This window comes from Leclercia sp. 119287, assembly GCF_009734485.1.
In the GTDB taxonomy this organism is placed as follows: domain Bacteria; phylum Pseudomonadota; class Gammaproteobacteria; order Enterobacterales; family Enterobacteriaceae; genus Enterobacter; species Enterobacter adecarboxylatus_C.
The window spans coordinates 2,501,738-2,517,929 of the sequence record NZ_CP046445.1 but is presented as its reverse complement, the minus strand read 5'-3'; the positions used below and the strand labels follow the sequence as shown (position 1 = coordinate 2,517,929).

Annotated in this window: 15 protein-coding genes; 8 read left to right on the top strand and 7 right to left on the bottom strand. The window is 59.9% G+C overall.

Features of this window, described 5'->3' with window-relative positions; all coding sequences use genetic code 11:
• Nucleotides 1-5: 5 nt before the first annotated feature.
• The 4 genes from GNG27_RS12135 to patD are packed head-to-tail and all read left to right on the top strand — an operon-like array spanning nucleotide 6 to nucleotide 4,210.
• Nucleotides 6-1,019: an ABC transporter ATP-binding protein gene (locus GNG27_RS12135; protein WP_156263844.1), complete on the top strand. Its 1,014-nt coding sequence runs from the start codon at nucleotides 6-8 to the stop codon at nucleotides 1,017-1,019.
• A gap of 7 nt (nucleotides 1,020-1,026) precedes the next feature.
• Nucleotides 1,027-1,965 carry an ABC transporter permease gene (locus tag GNG27_RS12130; RefSeq protein ID WP_370462897.1) on the top strand — a complete coding sequence of 313 codons (939 nt, stop codon included), beginning with the start codon at nucleotides 1,027-1,029 and terminating at the stop codon, nucleotides 1,963-1,965.
• Complete coding sequence (locus GNG27_RS12125; protein ID WP_156263842.1) at nucleotides 1,955-2,761, top strand: ABC transporter permease; 807 nt, start codon at nucleotides 1,955-1,957, stop codon at nucleotides 2,759-2,761. Before GNG27_RS12130 ends, GNG27_RS12125 begins: the two co-directional genes overlap by 11 nt.
• Nucleotides 2,762-2,785: 24 nt before the next feature.
• Nucleotides 2,786-4,210 (top strand): aminobutyraldehyde dehydrogenase, encoded by a 1,425-nt coding sequence (patD, locus tag GNG27_RS12120; RefSeq protein WP_142489563.1) that lies wholly within the window; start codon nucleotides 2,786-2,788, stop codon nucleotides 4,208-4,210.
• Nucleotides 4,211-4,249: 39 nt separating this feature from the next.
• On the opposite strand, the gene GNG27_RS12115 is transcribed toward patD, so the two are convergent.
• The gene (locus GNG27_RS12115) at nucleotides 4,250-4,432 is read right to left on the bottom strand and encodes a DUF1869 domain-containing protein (protein ID WP_059307860.1); all 183 of its coding nucleotides are present in this window, start codon (nucleotides 4,430-4,432) and stop codon (nucleotides 4,250-4,252) included.
• A 4-nt stretch (nucleotides 4,433-4,436) separates the two neighbouring features.
• On the bottom strand, nucleotides 4,437-4,778 hold the full coding sequence (locus tag GNG27_RS12110) for a DUF1971 domain-containing protein (RefSeq protein ID WP_142489562.1): 342 nt from the start codon (nucleotides 4,776-4,778) through the stop codon (nucleotides 4,437-4,439).
• Between the two features lie 423 nt (nucleotides 4,779-5,201).
• Between GNG27_RS12110 and GNG27_RS12105 the strand changes: the two genes are divergently transcribed.
• Together GNG27_RS12105 and GNG27_RS12100 are read left to right on the top strand one after the other, a co-directional pair.
• A complete protein-coding gene (locus tag GNG27_RS12105) occupies nucleotides 5,202-5,375 on the top strand; it encodes a GhoT/OrtT family toxin (RefSeq protein ID WP_072036615.1) in 174 nt (57 codons plus the stop codon).
• A 211-nt stretch (nucleotides 5,376-5,586) separates the two neighbouring features.
• The gene (locus GNG27_RS12100) at nucleotides 5,587-6,357 is read left to right on the top strand and encodes an alpha/beta fold hydrolase (RefSeq protein ID WP_156263841.1); all 771 of its coding nucleotides are present in this window, start codon (nucleotides 5,587-5,589) and stop codon (nucleotides 6,355-6,357) included.
• A gap of 103 nt (nucleotides 6,358-6,460) precedes the next feature.
• Here GNG27_RS12100 and GNG27_RS12095 read toward each other — a convergent pair whose 3' ends face one another.
• From GNG27_RS12095 to GNG27_RS12085, 3 genes are read right to left on the bottom strand one after another with little or no spacing between them, the layout of a single operon-like run.
• Complete coding sequence (locus GNG27_RS12095; RefSeq protein ID WP_156263840.1) at nucleotides 6,461-8,623, bottom strand: virulence factor SrfC family protein; 2,163 nt, start codon at nucleotides 8,621-8,623, stop codon at nucleotides 6,461-6,463.
• A complete protein-coding gene (locus GNG27_RS12090; protein WP_156263839.1) occupies nucleotides 8,620-11,601 on the bottom strand; it encodes a virulence factor SrfB in 2,982 nt (993 codons plus the stop codon). Before GNG27_RS12090 ends, GNG27_RS12095 begins: the two co-directional genes overlap by 4 nt.
• A gap of 4 nt (nucleotides 11,602-11,605) precedes the next feature.
• On the bottom strand, nucleotides 11,606-12,946 hold the full coding sequence (locus tag GNG27_RS12085; protein WP_156263838.1) for an SrfA family protein: 1,341 nt from the start codon (nucleotides 12,944-12,946) through the stop codon (nucleotides 11,606-11,608).
• A 281-nt stretch (nucleotides 12,947-13,227) separates the two neighbouring features.
• Here GNG27_RS12085 and GNG27_RS12080 point away from each other — a divergent pair, with 281 nt between their 5' ends.
• The gene (locus GNG27_RS12080) at nucleotides 13,228-14,826 is read left to right on the top strand and encodes an ABC transporter substrate-binding protein (protein ID WP_156263837.1); all 1,599 of its coding nucleotides are present in this window, start codon (nucleotides 13,228-13,230) and stop codon (nucleotides 14,824-14,826) included.
• Nucleotides 14,827-14,923: 97 nt separating this feature from the next.
• Nucleotides 14,924-15,157 carry a YdcY family protein gene (locus GNG27_RS12075; RefSeq protein WP_142489557.1) on the top strand — a complete coding sequence of 78 codons (234 nt, stop codon included), beginning with the start codon at nucleotides 14,924-14,926 and terminating at the stop codon, nucleotides 15,155-15,157.
• A gap of 2 nt (nucleotides 15,158-15,159) precedes the next feature.
• On the opposite strand, the gene GNG27_RS12070 is transcribed toward GNG27_RS12075, so the two are convergent.
• Entirely contained in the window at nucleotides 15,160-15,609 is a 450-nt protein-coding gene (locus tag GNG27_RS12070) for a DMT family transporter (protein ID WP_142489555.1), read from the bottom strand.
• Nucleotides 15,606-16,124, bottom strand: coding sequence for an L-methionine sulfoximine/L-methionine sulfone acetyltransferase (gene mddA, locus GNG27_RS12065; protein WP_156263836.1), 519 nt, complete (start codon nucleotides 16,122-16,124; stop codon nucleotides 15,606-15,608). Before mddA ends, GNG27_RS12070 begins: the two co-directional genes overlap by 4 nt.
• Nucleotides 16,125-16,192 lie beyond the last annotated feature (68 nt).

Here is a 16,192-nt window from a genome sequence, read left to right as displayed (position 1 = left end):
GGATTATGACGTACGCAGTAGAGTTTAACGATGTTTCACGCCTGTATGGCGACGTGCGTGCGGTGGACGGGGTAACGATCCGGATTCGTGACGGCGAGTTTTTCTCGATGCTGGGGCCTTCGGGCTCCGGCAAAACCACCTGCCTGCGCCTGATTGCCGGTTTCGAACAGCTGAGCGGGGGCTCCATCTCGATCTTTGGCAAAGACGCCAGCGAGCTGCCGCCCTGGGAGCGTGACGTTAATACCGTCTTTCAGGACTACGCCCTGTTTCCCCACATGTCGATCCTCAAGAACGTGGCCTATGGGCTGATGGTAAAAGGAATTAACAAATCCACCCGTCAGGCCCAGGCGCGAGAGGCCCTGGATAAGGTCGGCCTCAGCTTCGCGGAAACCCGCAAACCCTCCCAGCTCTCCGGCGGACAGCGTCAGCGGGTGGCGATTGCCCGGGCGCTGGTCAATCAGCCCCGGGTGTTGCTGCTGGATGAGCCCCTCGGCGCACTGGATCTGAAACTGCGCGAGCAGATGCAATTTGAGCTGAAAAAATTGCAGCAGGAGCTGGGCATCACCTTTATTTTCGTCACCCACGATCAGGGCGAAGCGCTGTCGATGTCGGACCGGGTGGCAGTGTTCAACAATGGCCGTATCGAGCAGGTGGATACCCCGCGCGAGCTCTACCTGCGCCCGCGCACGCCGTTCGTTGCCAGCTTCGTCGGCACCTCGAACGTTTTCACGGACGCCCTGTCGCAGCGCGTCTGTGGCCTGACGGGGAGTTACTCCCTGCGCCCGGAACATATTCGCCTCGACGGGGAGGGAGAAATTCAGGTTCAGGGCCGGGTGCAGGCCGTGCAGTTCCAGGGGGCGGCCACCCGCTTTGAGCTCCGTCTTGCCGGGGGGGAAAAGCTGCTGGTGAGCCAGGCGAACCTGACCGGTGCCGCGCTGGCCGCAGGGGTGGAACCCGGGCAGACGGTGACCGCCTCCTGGGCGCGCGACGCCATGGTGCCGCTGCATGAGGAGAGGTGATATGGACATGAGCGTGGCACCCACCCCGGCGCCGCACGGCCTGGCCAGCCGTTTGTCGGCGCTGTTCTGGCGCAGACCATCGCTGGGGCTGTTCTTACTCCTTCTCGGCCCGCTAATGTGGTTTGGCATTGTTTATCTGGGGTCGCTGTTTGCCCTGCTGTGGCAGGGGTTCTACACCTTCGATGACTTCACCATGTCGGTGACGCCGGACCTGACCTTCGCCAACATCCGCGCGCTGTTCAACCCTGCCAACTACGACATCATCCTGCGCACCCTGACGATGGCAATTGCCGTCACTGTCGGCAGCGCGATCCTCGCCTTCCCGATGGCCTGGTATATGGCGCGCTACACCCGCGGGAAGTGGAAAGCCTTTTTCTACATCGCGGTGATGCTGCCGATGTGGGCCAGCTATATCGTCAAGGCCTACGCCTGGACGCTGCTGCTGGCGAAAGACGGCGTGGCGCAGTGGTTTCTCAGCCATATGGGGCTGGAGCCGGTGCTTACCTCGCTGTTAACGGTGCCGGGTATTGGGGGCAGTACGCTCTCCACCTCCGGGCTGGGGCGTTTTCTGGTGTTCGTCTATATCTGGCTGCCGTTTATGATCCTGCCGGTGCAGGCGGCGCTTGAGCGTCTGCCGCCGTCACTGTTGCAGGCCTCTGCTGACCTGGGGGCCCGCCCGCGTCAGACCTTCCGCTACGTAGTACTGCCGCTGGCCATTCCGGGTATCGCCGCCGGGTCGATCTTTACCTTCTCCCTGACGCTGGGCGACTTTATCGTGCCGCAGCTGGTGGGCCCGCCGGGGTACTTTATCGGGCAGATGGTTTACTCCCAGCAGGGGGCGATTGGCAATATGCCGATGGCGGCAGCCTTTACGCTGGTGCCCATTGTTCTCATTACCGTTTATCTGGCGTTCGTGAAGCGCCTGGGAGCGTTTGATGCACTCTGAACGCGCGCCGCTGTTTCTGAAAATTGCCACCTGGGGCGGGGTGATCTTCCTGCACTTCCCGCTGATGATTATTGCCATCTATGCTTTTAATACCGAGGATGCGGCGTTCAGCTTCCCACCGCAGGGGCTGACGCTGAAGTGGTTTAGCGCGGCGGCGGGGCGCAGCGACATTATTGAATCGGTGACGTTGTCACTTAAGATTGCCGCTCTCTCAACGCTAATCGCTCTGGTGCTCGGCACCCTGGCGGCCGCGGCGCTATGGCGGCGGGAGTTCTTTGGTAAGAACGCGGTGTCGCTAATGCTGATCCTGCCGATTGCCCTGCCGGGGATCATCACCGGTCTGGCGCTGCTGACGGCGTTTAAGACCATCAATCTGGAGCCCGGCTTCTTTACCATCATTCTCGGTCACGCCACATTCTGCGTGGTGGTGGTGTTCAATAATGTGATTGCCCGTTTCCGGCGTACCTCCTGGAGCCTGATTGAGGCTTCGATGGATCTCGGCGCCAACGGCTGGCAAACCTTCCGCTACGTGGTGCTGCCCAATCTGGGGTCGGCGCTGCTGGCAGGGGGGATGCTGGCGTTCGCCCTGTCGTTCGATGAGATCATCGTCACGACCTTTACTGCCGGACATGAGCGCACCTTGCCGCTGTGGCTGTTAAACCAGCTCGGTCGCCCGCGCGATGTTCCTATTACCAACGTGGTGGCCCTGCTGGTGATGCTGGTGACCGCGACACCCATTCTGGGAGCCTGGTGGCTAACCCGCGACGGCGAGAGCGTTGCCGGCAGCGGGAAATAACGTTGATTTCAACAGGACAATACTATGCAAACTCAACTGCTGATTAATGGTGAACTGGTCAACGGCGAAGGGGAAACGCAGCCGGTTTATAACCCTGCGACCGGCGAGGTGCTGCTGGACATTGCGGAGGCCTCTGCCGCTCAGGTCGATGCTGCCGTACAGGCCGCCGACCGCGCCTTCGCCAGCTGGGGGCGCACCACGCCGAAAAGCCGCGCCGAGTGCCTGCTCAGGCTGGCCGACGCCATCGAAGCCAATGCTGAGGCCCTGGCCCGACTGGAGTCGCAAAACTGCGGCAAACCGCTGCACTGCGTATTGGGGGATGAAATTCCGGCGATAGCCGACGTGTTTCGCTTCTTTGCCGGGGCGGCGCGCACCCTGCACGGATCGGCGGCGGGAGAGTATCTGGAGGGGCACACCTCTATGATCCGCCGCGACCCGGTGGGGGTCGTCGCCTCAATTGCGCCCTGGAACTATCCGCTGATGATGGCGGCGTGGAAGCTGGCCCCGGCCCTGGCCGCCGGGAACTGCGTGGTGCTTAAACCTTCGGAGATCACGCCGCTCACCGCCCTCAAGCTGGCGGAGCTGGCACAGACGATTTTCCCGGCAGGGGTGCTCAACGTGCTGTTCGGGCGGGGCAAAACCGTCGGCGATCCGCTGACCGGGCATGAAAAGGTGCGGATGGTGTCGCTCACCGGCTCTATCGCCACCGGGGAACACATCATCGGCCATACCGCTTCGACCATTAAGCGGACCCATATGGAGTTGGGGGGCAAGGCGCCAGTGATCGTCTTTGATGACGCCGATCTCGATGCGGTAGTGGAAGGGGTACGCACCTTCGGTTTCTACAATGCCGGGCAGGACTGCACCGCCGCCTGCCGTATCTACGCGCAAAAGGGCATCTATCCGGCGCTGGTGGAAAAACTGGGTGCCGCGGTCGCCAGCCTGAAGATCGGCGACCCGAATGACGAGAGCACCGAACTGGGTCCGCTAAGCTCCCAGGCGCACCTCGACCGGGTATGTCAAGCTGTGGATCAGGCCAAAGCCCTGGAGCATGTGCAGGTCATTACCGGCGGCAGCAAGCACGACGGCAAAGGTTACTGGTTCCAGCCGACCCTGCTGGCAGGCGCGAAGCAGGAGGACGCCATCGTCCAGCGGGAGGTGTTTGGCCCGGTAGTCAGCGTCACAGAATTTGACGATGAAGATCAGGTGCTGGGCTGGGCTAACGAATCCCAGTATGGACTGGCCTCGTCGGTCTGGACCCAGGACGTGGGCCGCGCGCATCGCCTCAGCGCCCATCTTCAGTATGGCTGCACCTGGGTGAACACCCACTTTATGCTGGTGAGTGAAATGCCGCACGGCGGGATGAAAATGTCAGGCTACGGCAAGGATATGTCGGTCTATGGCCTGGAAGATTACACCGTGGTCAGGCATGTGATGATTAAGCATTAATGCGGAAAGCAGGCAGCGACGAAGCGTCGCTGCCTTCGGTTACCAGCCGCACACCTCGTGCTCATTCTCCGTGTCGTAAGCCCGCACGGTATTCACGAGGTCTTTCACCACCTGAGCGGCGACGTCCGGGATCATCAGCTCCATCGGGGCGTCCGTCTCGTAATCTACCGACACGCCGTTGCTGTTGTTGGTGACGGTGACGGTATAGGTTGCTTTGCCCAAGATGTTACTCCTTCTCTATTTTCGGCTTTCTCAACACATCAGGTTCAACGAAAAAGTCGATATTGAAATAAGTATCGTCGGTCATCACTTCGATGTGGTGCCAGCGTTCAGGTGGAAATACGCCAAAATGCCCGGCCTCAATAATCAGAGTACTGTCGGGCTCGGGGGAGGTTTCGTCGGCATAGCCGAGATAACGTACCGCCCCCTGCATGACGCTGAGGCGTGGATAAACGCCGGGCTGGGTGCCGGTATCAAGATGGCGCTTGAAAATCCCCGGCGGGGCAGTGTCTTTGTTCCAGAACGGAGTGGAACGGGTGTGAATACAACTTTGCGGAATACGCAGCATAACGTCCTCCCTATAAAAACTGAGGATATTACAGCACGAAACGCTAACGTGAATTTGCCAAAAAGTGCATTTTAAATGCGACTTTAAAGTGGTACTCCTCAGGTGGGCTATACTTACTCATTCCGAAGGCCGCAAAGGAGCGTCTTATGCTACAAGTCGATAAAGACAAATCCCGTAAGGTGCCCGACTCGGGTAATAAAAAGCCTCAGCCGGTGAAGAAGTAGTCCCGGAAACCAGGGCCGCATCATGCGGCCCTCATTGTGTTTGGGTGCCAGGCAGGCATGCCCGGAGGATGTAGCGAAAACTACTCAGTTGTTATTAACCATAATCTCTATGTGGTTAATATGTAACAAAAAACTTGATCTGCCTCAACATTTGCCGCATATTGCGCGCGGTTATTGAACAGCAGATTGGGTGAATGAGATGACGTTGTACCAGAAAATGTTAATGTTTTACGCCGTCATGGCGACGATCAGTGCGCTTATCACCTGGTTTCTCTCTAAAGATCGCAAACGCATCCGTTTTCTGAGCGCCTTTCTGGTGGGCTCCACCTGGCCGATGAGTTTTCCGGTCGCGCTGCTGATTTCTCTCTTCTGACAGCGATCCCTGCGCGGCGTATTGCCGGATGCGGTGCAAGCACTTATCCGGCCTACAAAACCCATTTCACCTGCTGCACTGACCGTAGGCCTGATAAGCGTAGCGCCATCAGGCATCTGTTTCTGAAGACGCCTTCCAGATTTAAATTCCAGCAATAGCATTCCTCCTCGGTTGCCTGTATAAAAACACAGTCATCTGAAAAGGAGTGCTTATGAACAGCTTTTATTCGCAGCAGGCCCATTGCATGGTGCGCTGGCAAGAACTTCCCGGCCACGGCGAGCCACTGGTTTTTATCCACGGTCTCGGCTGCGCCTCTTCTTATGAATATCCCCGTATAGTCTGCGACCCTGAGTTCGGTTCCCGTCGGGCCATCCTTATCGATCTGCCTGGCAGCGGTTACAGCGATAAACCTGAAGCCTACAGCTATCAAACCTCAGCGCAGGCCCGGGTGGTCATTGAACTGCTTAACCATTTAGCCATAACGTCATTCTGGCTGTACGGGCACAGCATGGGGGGCAGCATTGCAATCGAAACGGCAGAACTGGCCGATAGCCGTCTGCTGGGTCTGATCGTTTCTGAACCCAATTTCCATGCCGGAGGTGGCGCCTTTAGCCGGGATATCGCCGCCCGGACGGAGAACGATTTTATCCGTACCGGTTATCAGGCCCTGCTTGAAGCTGAAACCTCGCCCTGGAAAGGATGCCTGCAAAGTAATGCTCCCTGGGCGGTGTGGCGCGGTGCCGCGAGTCTGGTTAAAGGCGTACAGCCCAGCTGGAACGTGCGTTTTCAACAATTACCTTGCCCGGTCTGGCTGATTTTTGGTGAGCTTTCACTGCCCGATGCCGACGTGGACGAGATGCGCCAGCAGGGTATTGAGGTAAAAATTATCCCCGATGCCGGGCATTCGATGTCGTGGGAAAACCCGTCGGCGCTGGCGAAGGCGTTGGCTGATTGTATCCAGCAGAGTCAGGCGGGCCGGTGAGGTTGCCGGATGCGGTGCTAGCACCTTATCCGGCCTACAAAACCCATTTCACCTGCTGCACTGACCGTAGGCCTGATAAGCGTAGCGCCATCAGGCATCTGTTTCAGGCCAGTAAGCCCTGCAACGCCTTCCGATCATCCATCGTCATATCGTGTGGATGCTGATACCCGATATTATCAATCGCCTGTGTATACAAGGCCACCAGCCAGTCATAGACATAGGCCGTCGCGGCATGCACTGGCTGCTCGCCGAGGCGGGTTAAGCGGGGGGCGCTGCTGTTGACCGTTGGCGTGACAAATACCGGCTGGCCCTTGCGGACACGGCTGGCAGGGCGCTCAGAAGCTGGCGTCTGCGCATAGCCGACCCAGCCCACAAAGTTCCCCAGCGCGGCGTGCAGCTGCGCGGCGCTGCTTTTATCGGTATCGACAATCTTTTTCAGCTGGGCGAGCAGATTCAGGCGGTAGCTGGCGATCACCAGCACATCGCTAATCTGCTGCAGCACCGCGGTGTCGAGTCCCAGGCGGCTGGCGACGGCGTCGTCGCGGCTCCACTGGCGCAGGTGATTCACCCAGACCTGATGGGCGAGGCGGGCTTTGTCCGTCGGCTGCCAAATCTCATCGGTATCCTGGGCGCTGTCGGCAAACAGGTCGATGGCGTCGGTAAAGAGACCGTTAACCTGCTCCTCGCGCGGCTGCTGCACCGCGAGCAGCGTTTCGAACGCGCGCAGCGGCGGGAGTAACCCTTCCAGCAGCTCTCCGTGACGGGCGGCGCTTCCCTGCAGGGCGCGCACCACCGCTTCCGCGGCGTGGCGCTGGGCAGTCGGATCCTGAGTTAATGGCGCCAGATACCCCTGCATCAGCTGGTGCAGGTCACGCTGATGCCGCTGGCGTAAGGCCAGCAGACGCGTCTGGCGCTGGGATGGCAGGGTTGCCTGCGACAGCCACTCGAGCACCCGCTGCATGCTGCTGCTGTCGAGCGCCTGCAGGGTGCCCCAGTACTGGCCGGGTTTGCCAAGCAGCTGTTGCACCGCTTCGTCGAGATTGGTGCGGCGGGTAAAGCGTGCATCCTGCGGGGTGATCGCCCACACCAGCCCCGGCAGGGCGGCGTCGTCGCCCGGCTGGGTCTCTTTTACCCAGTTGAGCAGCGTTTTAGCGGTCTTCGCCGTCTGGCCGTGATGGGCGGTGGCGTTGCAGATCACCAGCACGTCCGGCTGCAAATGCTGGCGATAATGCTCCAGCAGCCACTGCTGTTTGGCCTGGGCCAGCGGGAGATCGGGCTGGGCCGACGGGGCCGGAATATCAATGATATCCACCCCGGCCAGGGCGCTGTTTTCGACCGGCAGGATCAGCTCGCGGGTCAGCAGGGCCAGCACGTCCAGCGGAATGCTGATGGCATTGAGCAGCTCGCCGTTATGCAGCGGATGCAGAACCGCCTGCTGCACGTCCGGCAGGGCAATATCGCCCCGGGTGAGAAAACCTTCGGTCGGCAGGCCAAAATTATCAACCAGCAGGCTCAGCGGTGCGGCCAGCTCCCGGGCATGGCTGGTCTGGTGCAGGATATGCGCCAGCTTCAGCCACTGCTGCGTCAGTTCCTGCTGCTCGCCCCACAGCAGCGACCAGACGCTGGCGCGGGTGCTCAGATCCAGCGACGGCAGCAGCAGGGCAAACTGGTGCCACAGGGCATCGTCCATCTGCTGGGCTGCGGCGGGCACCGTATCGCGCCAGTAGTGGGCGATGGTGCCCACGTCGGCGGGGGTGATCCCCGGTACGCTCTGGGGCTGACGCAGGGCGCGCCACTTCTCCAGTCGCGCTTCAATCACGGTTTTGTCCACCGCAGGCAGCGTGGCGCGGGCAAGGAACACCTGCACCAGCTCCGCCTCGGTGAGCAGGCTCAGGCGCAGTGGAAAGGCGTCATCAGCGACCTCTGCCGCGTTCGGACTGAAGCGCAGCGCCATGTTGGTCAGGGCATGCCCCGGGTTGATATGCGAAAAGTAGTCAAAGGTCCGCTGGCCGACAATCACGTTCATTCGCTGATTGTCACTGCCGCACAGGGTCGCGAGCAGGTGGGCTTTCGCCGCCTGTGAGTGACCATATAAACCAATGGTGCTCCGCGAGGTCAGCGCCCGCGCAATGGCGTGTTCCCGCGCGTCGGCCACCGCCAGTCTTGCCAGCAGGGCGTCGGCGTCGTTATCGAGGATCGGGGCGTGCTGGCGCGTTGTGTTGATCCACCCGATTAACGCCTGAGTTGTGGTCGTCGTGGCTGTCATTTCAGGTATACGCTCCCGCTGTCGATCCAGTAGTGGCTGCCGCTGTGTCTGCGATCCGCCAGAGTATTCAGTTTAAAGGTCAGGGCATCGGGCGGCACCGGCGTACCGTCCTGCAGCCAGGCATCGCTCAGTTCAAAGGCTTCCGGGCCATCATGCTTATTGCCGCCGCAAAGCTTCAGGCGCAAGTTCAGCACCCCATCCCCGGCGATAGATTTCGCCAGTTCCGCCGAGTTAATGCTCAGCGTGTAGAGCGGGGTGGCAGGCCAGCGGGCGTTCGCCAGCTGACGGAAGCCGAGAGTCACGTTGCCGCGCAGCGGGAAGTGCAGACGGGTATCCAGCTTCGCCCCCGGCTTGTCGAGGTCGATATCCTGATACCAGACGTTCTCTTCACGCAGGGTGTTGACGGTGTTATCCAGCACGCCCAGGTAGCGCACGGTGGAGTACGCCCCGATATCCGCCGCCTTAAAGTTGAAGCGCGGCAGGCGCAGATCCAGCGCCAGGCTACAGAGCATCGCCCCGACCGCCGCGGTGGATTTCGGGTTGCCGATGCGCCCCTGCTGGCTGAATGGATACCACTCATGCACCCGGTACTTATCCAGCCACACCATCCGGCTGACCGGGACCGGTTGCAGATGGCGGATCAGCGCCTGGACGCCCGGCAGGCAGCCTGGACGTCCGGTGATCAGCAGAATATCGCAGGCGTAGTGGGAGATCGCCTCCGCCACGGCGTGCAGCGGCGCGGCCAGGGTAAAGTGCCCGGCCAGCATCGCATCCTGCATCTCGCGGAAGTTGACGTGCAGCGGCACGGCAAACAGGTCGAACGACTCCGATCCCGCTGGCAGGGCGTGTTCGATGGCCTGCTGCAGATAGTTCATTACGTTGCGCGTTGGTTTACGGGTCAGCAGATCGCCAAAGGTGGCGTGCAGCCCGTCGAGCGGATCGTCGATATCGCTGGCTTCCCAGGCGGCGAGGATCGCATGACCAATCGGCATAAACAGCTGTAACGCCGTCTGCTGGCGCAGCACCGCCTGGGTGTCGATGCGCCCGGAGTCGCCAAACAGCGAGGCCATCAGCAGCGAGGCATCGGCAATGCCGGACTTCTGCAATTGCGTCTGCAGGGCAGGCAGGACGTAACGCTGAATCACATCCAGCAAGGTGTCATCGCCCGCCACCTTAAAGCCTTCGCGGAACAGCAGCTGCGGCGTAATTTTGACGTTGCTGCCGGAGCCATCGTCGAGCTGGTAATGGGTGATCGCCATGTCGGTGGTGCCGCCGCCGATATCAATCGAGGCCACACGCAGGGCGCGACCCGGCTGACCGCCCGGCTCCGGCTCGCGATCCGGACGTGCCACGGCCGCAAAGAAGGCTTCGGTCTGGCCGTTATAATGGGAGATGGCTTCGTTATAGAGCCACACCAGCTGGCCGCAGCTGGCTTCGTCCCACTCCATCTGGATCTCCGGCACCGGCACCACGCTTTTCTCCTGCTGTTTGCGGCTGGAGAAGTCGTCATCCTGCGGGTGCCAACCCATCGCTTTCCAGACGATGGCGATGGCTTCGAACATGCGGCGGCGGAAGATCTCGCGCTCCTGCTTCGGCATCGCCGAGGGCAGGGTCAGGATCAGGGTGCGCAGCTGACGCGGCGAGGCCGGGAAGCCCAGACGCAGACGGGTGGCAACGCTGTTGATCTGCCCCAGCGCCTGCGCCAGCAGCTCGCACAGCATATGGGTCATCAGGGTGCTGCGGCTGTACTGCGGCGAGAAGACCGGCAAACGCTCGTCCTGCGGCAGGGTGAACAGCGGCTGACCGTCATCGTTCATCAGGTTCATCAGCGGGAAGGCAGTCGCCAGCGGCTCGCGCTGGGTTTTGCTGTTCATCTGGCTGAAACGCCAGTCCTGCACCACCGGGGTTTCATCCCACAGGTAGCGGCGCGGGCTGGAGATACCGCTGTTGCCTTCGGTGCCCAGTCGCTGGGTTGCCAGCTTCCGCGCTTCGTCGCCGACGCGCACGATGGATGGCCAGACGAAAGCATCTTCGCGGCCGCTCTCCACCGAGAAGTGCTGCTTGCCGAAGCGGGCTTCGGAAAACTCCAGACGGCTGGTAAACAGCGGCTCGTTGAGATACTGCGGTTCGCTCAGGGATCGCACCTGCAACTCGGCGGTCTGACGCAGGCCGTCGTTGGCGTCGCCGTGGTCTTCAATGATCACGCCGCAGGTGTGGGTGTTGCCCACATCCAGGATCAGGTCCACCGGGATCGCCGGGGTGCTGAGGGTATGGGTGACGAATTTTACCTCCGGCACCGTCAGCTGCTCGCCCAGCATCGCCATAATGTTCAGCCAGTGCGCCTGGTACTCAAAGTTACGCATCGCCAGCTGGAGATCGCGTTCGGCGCGATTCTCCACGCCAGTGGCGTACTGGGTGAAGGCCTCGCGCAGCCAGCCGTCAATCCAGGTCTGGTAGAGGAAGTTCGCCACTTCGTCATCGCGCCAGGCCAGTGCGAAGCGGGTGCCGTTAAGAATATCGTTCTCCACCGGCGACAGGGGGCTGGTGGCGTGGGCGGCAATCTGGCTGTCCAGCGCCAGGGTTACGCGATGGCTGTTCCCGGCATTATCGGGCGTCTCCAGCTTGCGCACCTGCACGCGTGCCCAGTTATCCGGGCCTTCAACAAAGGTACGCGGCGGGTTAAAGCGTAAAAACGGCACCGGCAGCCAGACGCCGTCCAGCACCGCCAGCGACTGCTGGAGCAGAATGGTGCTTTCGGGTTTGACCACTTCCGGCTGTCCACCGCCCGTGGCAGGCAGGGTATAGCGGCCATTAACCAGATCGAAATCCAGGCGCAGCAGGGGGCCATTCGCGGTTTTCCGCACGAAACGTCCGCTCTGGGCGGAGTCCTGCGGCGTCAGGCCAAAATCAAGAAACTGAACGCCGCTGTTCGCAATCAGCGTGACGCTCTGTTTGTAGTCGCAAAGGTTTACCAGCATAGGATCACGCACCTGCCTTCCTGAATGTCAATGGAACCACGGTTTTCGCGTCGTAGCGCGCGCTGCATTCTGCCACGTCGTTGGTACCGGCTTTACAGGTAATTTCCGGCATCGGGTAGCGCGAGCCGTCGGCGCAGCGGGCGTTGCCGCGGGTTTTAATCAGCAGCTCACCGTTGCTGTGCAGCCCGGAGAAGACCGTTGCGCGGCAGACCACGTTCTTACCGTGAACGACGCGGGCCGTACCTTTATTGTTCTGGATCTGATAGCGCACGTACGGCGGCTTACCGGTGATGGGATCGGTCACCTCCAGCATCGCCCGCCAGCTGCCGTTAAGAAAACGGGTCGAGCCGGATTTTACCTGACCGGCTTCCATCACCATCGCATCTTTCGGGATCGCGGTAATCACCACAGGTTCAGCCTCGACCGGCTCAGCAGCTTTCACGGCGGCCACTTCGGCCTGGTGCAGCGGTAAATTCAGCGGCAGAGGCTCAACGGCGGCAACGGGTTTTGGCGCGATCGCCACCGGGGCGACGGCTACGGCTTTCACCGGCTCAGCGGTGGGGGCCTGCTTCGGCCACAGCAATGGGGCGGCCACGGCGGCAACAACCACTGCGGCGACAGGCAGCGCCCAAAGCGCAACGCGGCGTTTTTTCGCCGTGACGATTGCCGGGGCGGGTTCTGGCTCAGGCTCGCTGGCGGTCATGACCGGGGCAGGATGCGCCTCGTAGAGATCGTCGGCGGTGATATGCACCGTCGCCGGGGCGGCAACCAGCGGTTCATCGGCTTTCTCAAAGACGATGGCCGGGGCCGGCTCGGGCTCGGGCTCCGGCTCAATAACCGGGGCAGGCATTGGGACCGGCAGCAGAGAGGCGCGCAGGCAGTCGAGAATATCCTCACGCGCGTTTTCATTAAGATTCACAAAGCCCCAGAAGGTGATCACCGGCTTGCCGTCCACCAGGAACAGGAAGTTTTCCCCCGGGAACTGAAACGCTTTAGACAGCAGGGAACCAAACAGCTGCTGGGCGGTTTTTGGCGACTGGAGCGATTTCTTGCTCAGGGATTCCACGCTGGACAGGGTGCTTTCCAGCAGGCGCAACGCCCGGAAGCGTGCATCTTCGTCGGCGGCTTTCCAGCTGGTCACGGCGCCTTCCGTAGGCGAGTACCAGTCTACCCGGTCGCCTTCGTCGTTGACCTGGGGGATCGCAAGGCAATCAACGATCGACTGCTGTTTGCGCAGGCGCAGGGCCTCACGGATTTGCAATGCTGATTCAAAAACGGCCTGTCCGCCGCCGCCAACGGCCTGAAAATCATCCAGATTGCCGCTGCGTAAAAGGGTTTTTGCCACGATTTGGTCCCATAGACTTTTTCACGCGTCTACTTTACGAAATCTGCGGGCAAGCAAACGGCAGAAGAGACGGCAAAAGGGGTGATTTCTTACAGCATTGAGGCAGCGGAAAGTGCTTGACGTTGAATGTACCTTAAGACAAATCACTCTCCCGCAGGTGGTGGGAAAATCAGCGGAAATAACTGCTTTAGAATAACCTGATAGTGTTTCGTTATTTGCCAGGGGAGAGGGGCTGTGCTGTTATTACCATTCTATATAATAAAACCAAACAGGTAATAAACATGTCTACAGGGAAAACTCTCCTCGCGCTGGCATTAAGCGCGCTGTTACCGGCAGGTGCCGCCTCGGCGGCGAATAACGACACCATTATCTACTGCTCAGAGGCCTCGCCTGAGTCGTTTAACCCGCAAATCGCCAGCTCCGGCCCGACCTTTGTCGCCAGTTCGCAGGTGCTGTACAACCGCCTGATTAACTTCGATCCGGTGAAAAACACCCCGGTTCCGTCGCTGGCTGAATCCTGGACCATCTCCCCGGACGGTAAAATCTATACCTTTACCCTGCGCAAAGGAGTGAAGTTCAACAGTAATAAATTCTTTAAACCGACCCGCGACTTTAATGCCGACGACGTTATTTTCTCGGTGCTGCGTCAGAAAGACCCTAATCATCCGTATCACAAGGTGTCGCAGGGCAACTATGAATACTTCAATGACGTCGGCCTGGATAAACTGATCCAGGAGGTGAAGAAGGTGGATGATACCCACGTCCAGTTTGTGCTGAGCGAACCGAATGCCGCGTTCCTCGCCGACTGGGGAATGGACTTCGCCTCGATCCTCTCCGCGGAATATGCCGATGCGATGCTGAAAAAAGGCACCCCGGAAAACGTCGATACCTGGCCGATTGGCACCGGGCCGTACGTGCTTCAGCAGTATAAAACCGACTCGCAGATCCGCTATCTGGCTAACCCTGACTACTGGGAGGGCGCGGTGCCGACCAAACACCTGATCTTCTCCATTACGCCGAACGTCGAAACCCGCCTGGCGAAGTTGCAGACCAACGAGTGCCAGATCATTCCTGCGCCATCTCCGGTGCAGTTTGACGTGATCAAGAAAAACAAAGATCTGACCCTCCACTCGGTGGATGCGCTGAACGTCGGCTATCTGGCGTTTAATACCGAGAAAAAGCCGTTTGATAACGTGCTGGTGCGCCAGGCGCTGAACTATGCCACCGATAAGAACGCCATTATCAACGCCGTATTTATGGGCTCCGGTACGGTTGCAAAATCGCCGATCCCGCCGAACATGATGGGCTTTAACAAAGATCTGCAGGACTACGGTTACGATCCGGAAAAAGCGAAAGCGCTGCTGAAACAGGCCGGGCTGGAGCAAGGGGCGGAAGTGACGCTGTGGTCGATGCCGGTGCAGCGTCCGTATAACCCGAACTCACGCCGCATTGCCGAGATGATCCAGAGCGACTGGGCGAAGGTGGGGATCAAGGCGAAAATCGTCTCTTACGAGTGGGGCGAATATCTCTCCGGGATGCGTAAAGGCGAACACGACAGCGCGCTGTTTGGCTGGATGTCGGATAACGGCGACCCCGATAACTTTGCTGACGTGCTGCTGGGCTGTAACAGCATTAAAACCGGCTCCAATGCTGCACGCTGGTGCGACAAGGGCTATGATGACCTGGTCCAGAAGGCGAAGCTGACCAGCGATCCGGCTGCCCGCGCGAAGCTTTACAGCCAGGCGCAGGAGATCTTCTACCAGCAGGCCCCGTGGATTGCGCTGGCGAACGGCAAAACCTTCTATGCCACCCGCAGCAACCTAAGCGGGTACAGCGTGAGCCTGATGGGAAGCGATTTCTCGAAGGCGAAGCTTAACTGACGGATTGCCGGGTGGCGGCTTTGCCTTACCCGGCCTACCCATGCACCCGTAGGCCCGGCAAGCGCAGCGCCGCCGGGCAGACTAATAAGGAGTGACAATGTCACATTTAGAGGAAGTTATCGCCCGCGTTGATGCCGCGGTGGCGGAAAGCGTGATCGTTCATATGAATGAGCTGCTGATTGAATTAAGCGAAGACAGCGAATTAAGCCGGGAAGATCGCTACACCCAGCAGCAGCGTCTGCGCACGACCATTGCCCATCACGGCAAACATTATAAAGAGGAGCAGGAAGCCCGCGAAGAGAGCCTGACCAAAGGCGGCGTGATCCTCTGAATTCAGAACGAGCGCCTTGCCACCAGCCAGGCGCCAATCACCAATAGTACCGCGCCGCATACCGGGCCGATCAGCGCCTTTAACGGTACCCCCTGGCTGCGCACCACGTCCATCACCAGACCGCCAATCAACTGGCTGGCGACCAGCACCGCAATGGTCGTTGCGGCCCCGACATACTGATACCCGCTGATGCTGGCAAAAACAAAGAAAGACCCCAGCAAGCCGGGAATTAAGGTCCACCAGCGCACCTGGTGCACCAGCTCGCTGAACCCGGCGACACCGTTTTTAATCAGCAGGATCGAGACAAACAGCACAATGCCCACCAGCGAGTTGAGCAGCATGGCGATAAGAATGGTGCTCGAGGTCTGGGTGATGCGCACCATCAGCGTGTTCTGCACCACCAGGCCAATACCTGCCGCCACCAGAAACACCAGGGTCAGGGACTGATTCATCCGATAGCATCCGGGTCGGTGCGCTCGTCGAGCTGCAGCTGCATAAAGGTCAGATCCAGCCAGCGGCCAAACTTGGTGCCCACCTGCGGCATCTGTCCGGTAGTGACAAAACCCAGGGTCTCATGCAGATGAAGTGAGGCGCCGTTCTGCGCTTCAATCCCTGCCACCATCACGTGTTTACCGATGCGACGCGCTTCCGCGATCAGGGCCTTCATCAGCTCGCGACCAATGCCTTTGCCCTGATGGTCGGGATGAACGTACACCGAATGCTCAACGGTATGGCGAAAGCCGTCGAAGGCACGCCAGTCACCGAACGAGGCATAGCCCGTCACCACTTCGTTTTCCATGCTCACCAGCACCGGGTATCCGGCCAGTTGGCGCGCTTCGAACCATGCGATACGGTTATCGGTATCGACCGTGGCATCGTTCCAGATCGCGGCGGTGTGCAAAACCGCGTGGTTATAAATTTCACCGATGGCGGCGCAGTCCTCTTTTAAGGCGTGACGAATAATCATGGCGATCCTCAGGCTGTGTGTTCACTATAGTGGTACGTTTCGTCACAATATTACACAGAGTGACAGGC

Excerpts from the sequence above, each read along its gene's own strand:
- GNG27_RS12135 (WP_156263844.1), top strand. The coding sequence starts at position 6 with ATGACGTACGCAGTAGAGTTTAACGATGTTTCACGCCTGTATGGCGAC.
- GNG27_RS12130 (WP_370462897.1), top strand. The coding sequence starts at position 1,027 with ATGAGCGTGGCACCCACCCCGGCGCCGCACGGCCTGGCCAGCCGTTTG.
- GNG27_RS12125 (WP_156263842.1), top strand. The coding sequence starts at position 1,955 with ATGCACTCTGAACGCGCGCCGCTGTTTCTGAAAATTGCCACCTGGGGC.
- patD (WP_142489563.1), top strand. The coding sequence starts at position 2,786 with ATGCAAACTCAACTGCTGATTAATGGTGAACTGGTCAACGGCGAAGGG.
- GNG27_RS12110 (WP_142489562.1), bottom strand. The coding sequence starts at position 4,778 with ATGCTGCGTATTCCGCAAAGTTGTATTCACACCCGTTCCACTCCGTTC.
- GNG27_RS12105 (WP_072036615.1), top strand. The coding sequence starts at position 5,202 with ATGACGTTGTACCAGAAAATGTTAATGTTTTACGCCGTCATGGCGACG.
- GNG27_RS12100 (WP_156263841.1), top strand. The coding sequence starts at position 5,587 with ATGAACAGCTTTTATTCGCAGCAGGCCCATTGCATGGTGCGCTGGCAA.
- GNG27_RS12095 (WP_156263840.1), bottom strand. The coding sequence starts at position 8,623 with ATGACAGCCACGACGACCACAACTCAGGCGTTAATCGGGTGGATCAAC.
- GNG27_RS12090 (WP_156263839.1), bottom strand. The coding sequence starts at position 11,601 with ATGCTGGTAAACCTTTGCGACTACAAACAGAGCGTCACGCTGATTGCG.
- GNG27_RS12080 (WP_156263837.1), top strand. The coding sequence starts at position 13,228 with ATGTCTACAGGGAAAACTCTCCTCGCGCTGGCATTAAGCGCGCTGTTA.
- GNG27_RS12075 (WP_142489557.1), top strand. The coding sequence starts at position 14,924 with ATGTCACATTTAGAGGAAGTTATCGCCCGCGTTGATGCCGCGGTGGCG.
- GNG27_RS12070 (WP_142489555.1), bottom strand. The coding sequence starts at position 15,609 with ATGAATCAGTCCCTGACCCTGGTGTTTCTGGTGGCGGCAGGTATTGGC.
- mddA (WP_156263836.1), bottom strand. The coding sequence starts at position 16,124 with ATGATTATTCGTCACGCCTTAAAAGAGGACTGCGCCGCCATCGGTGAA.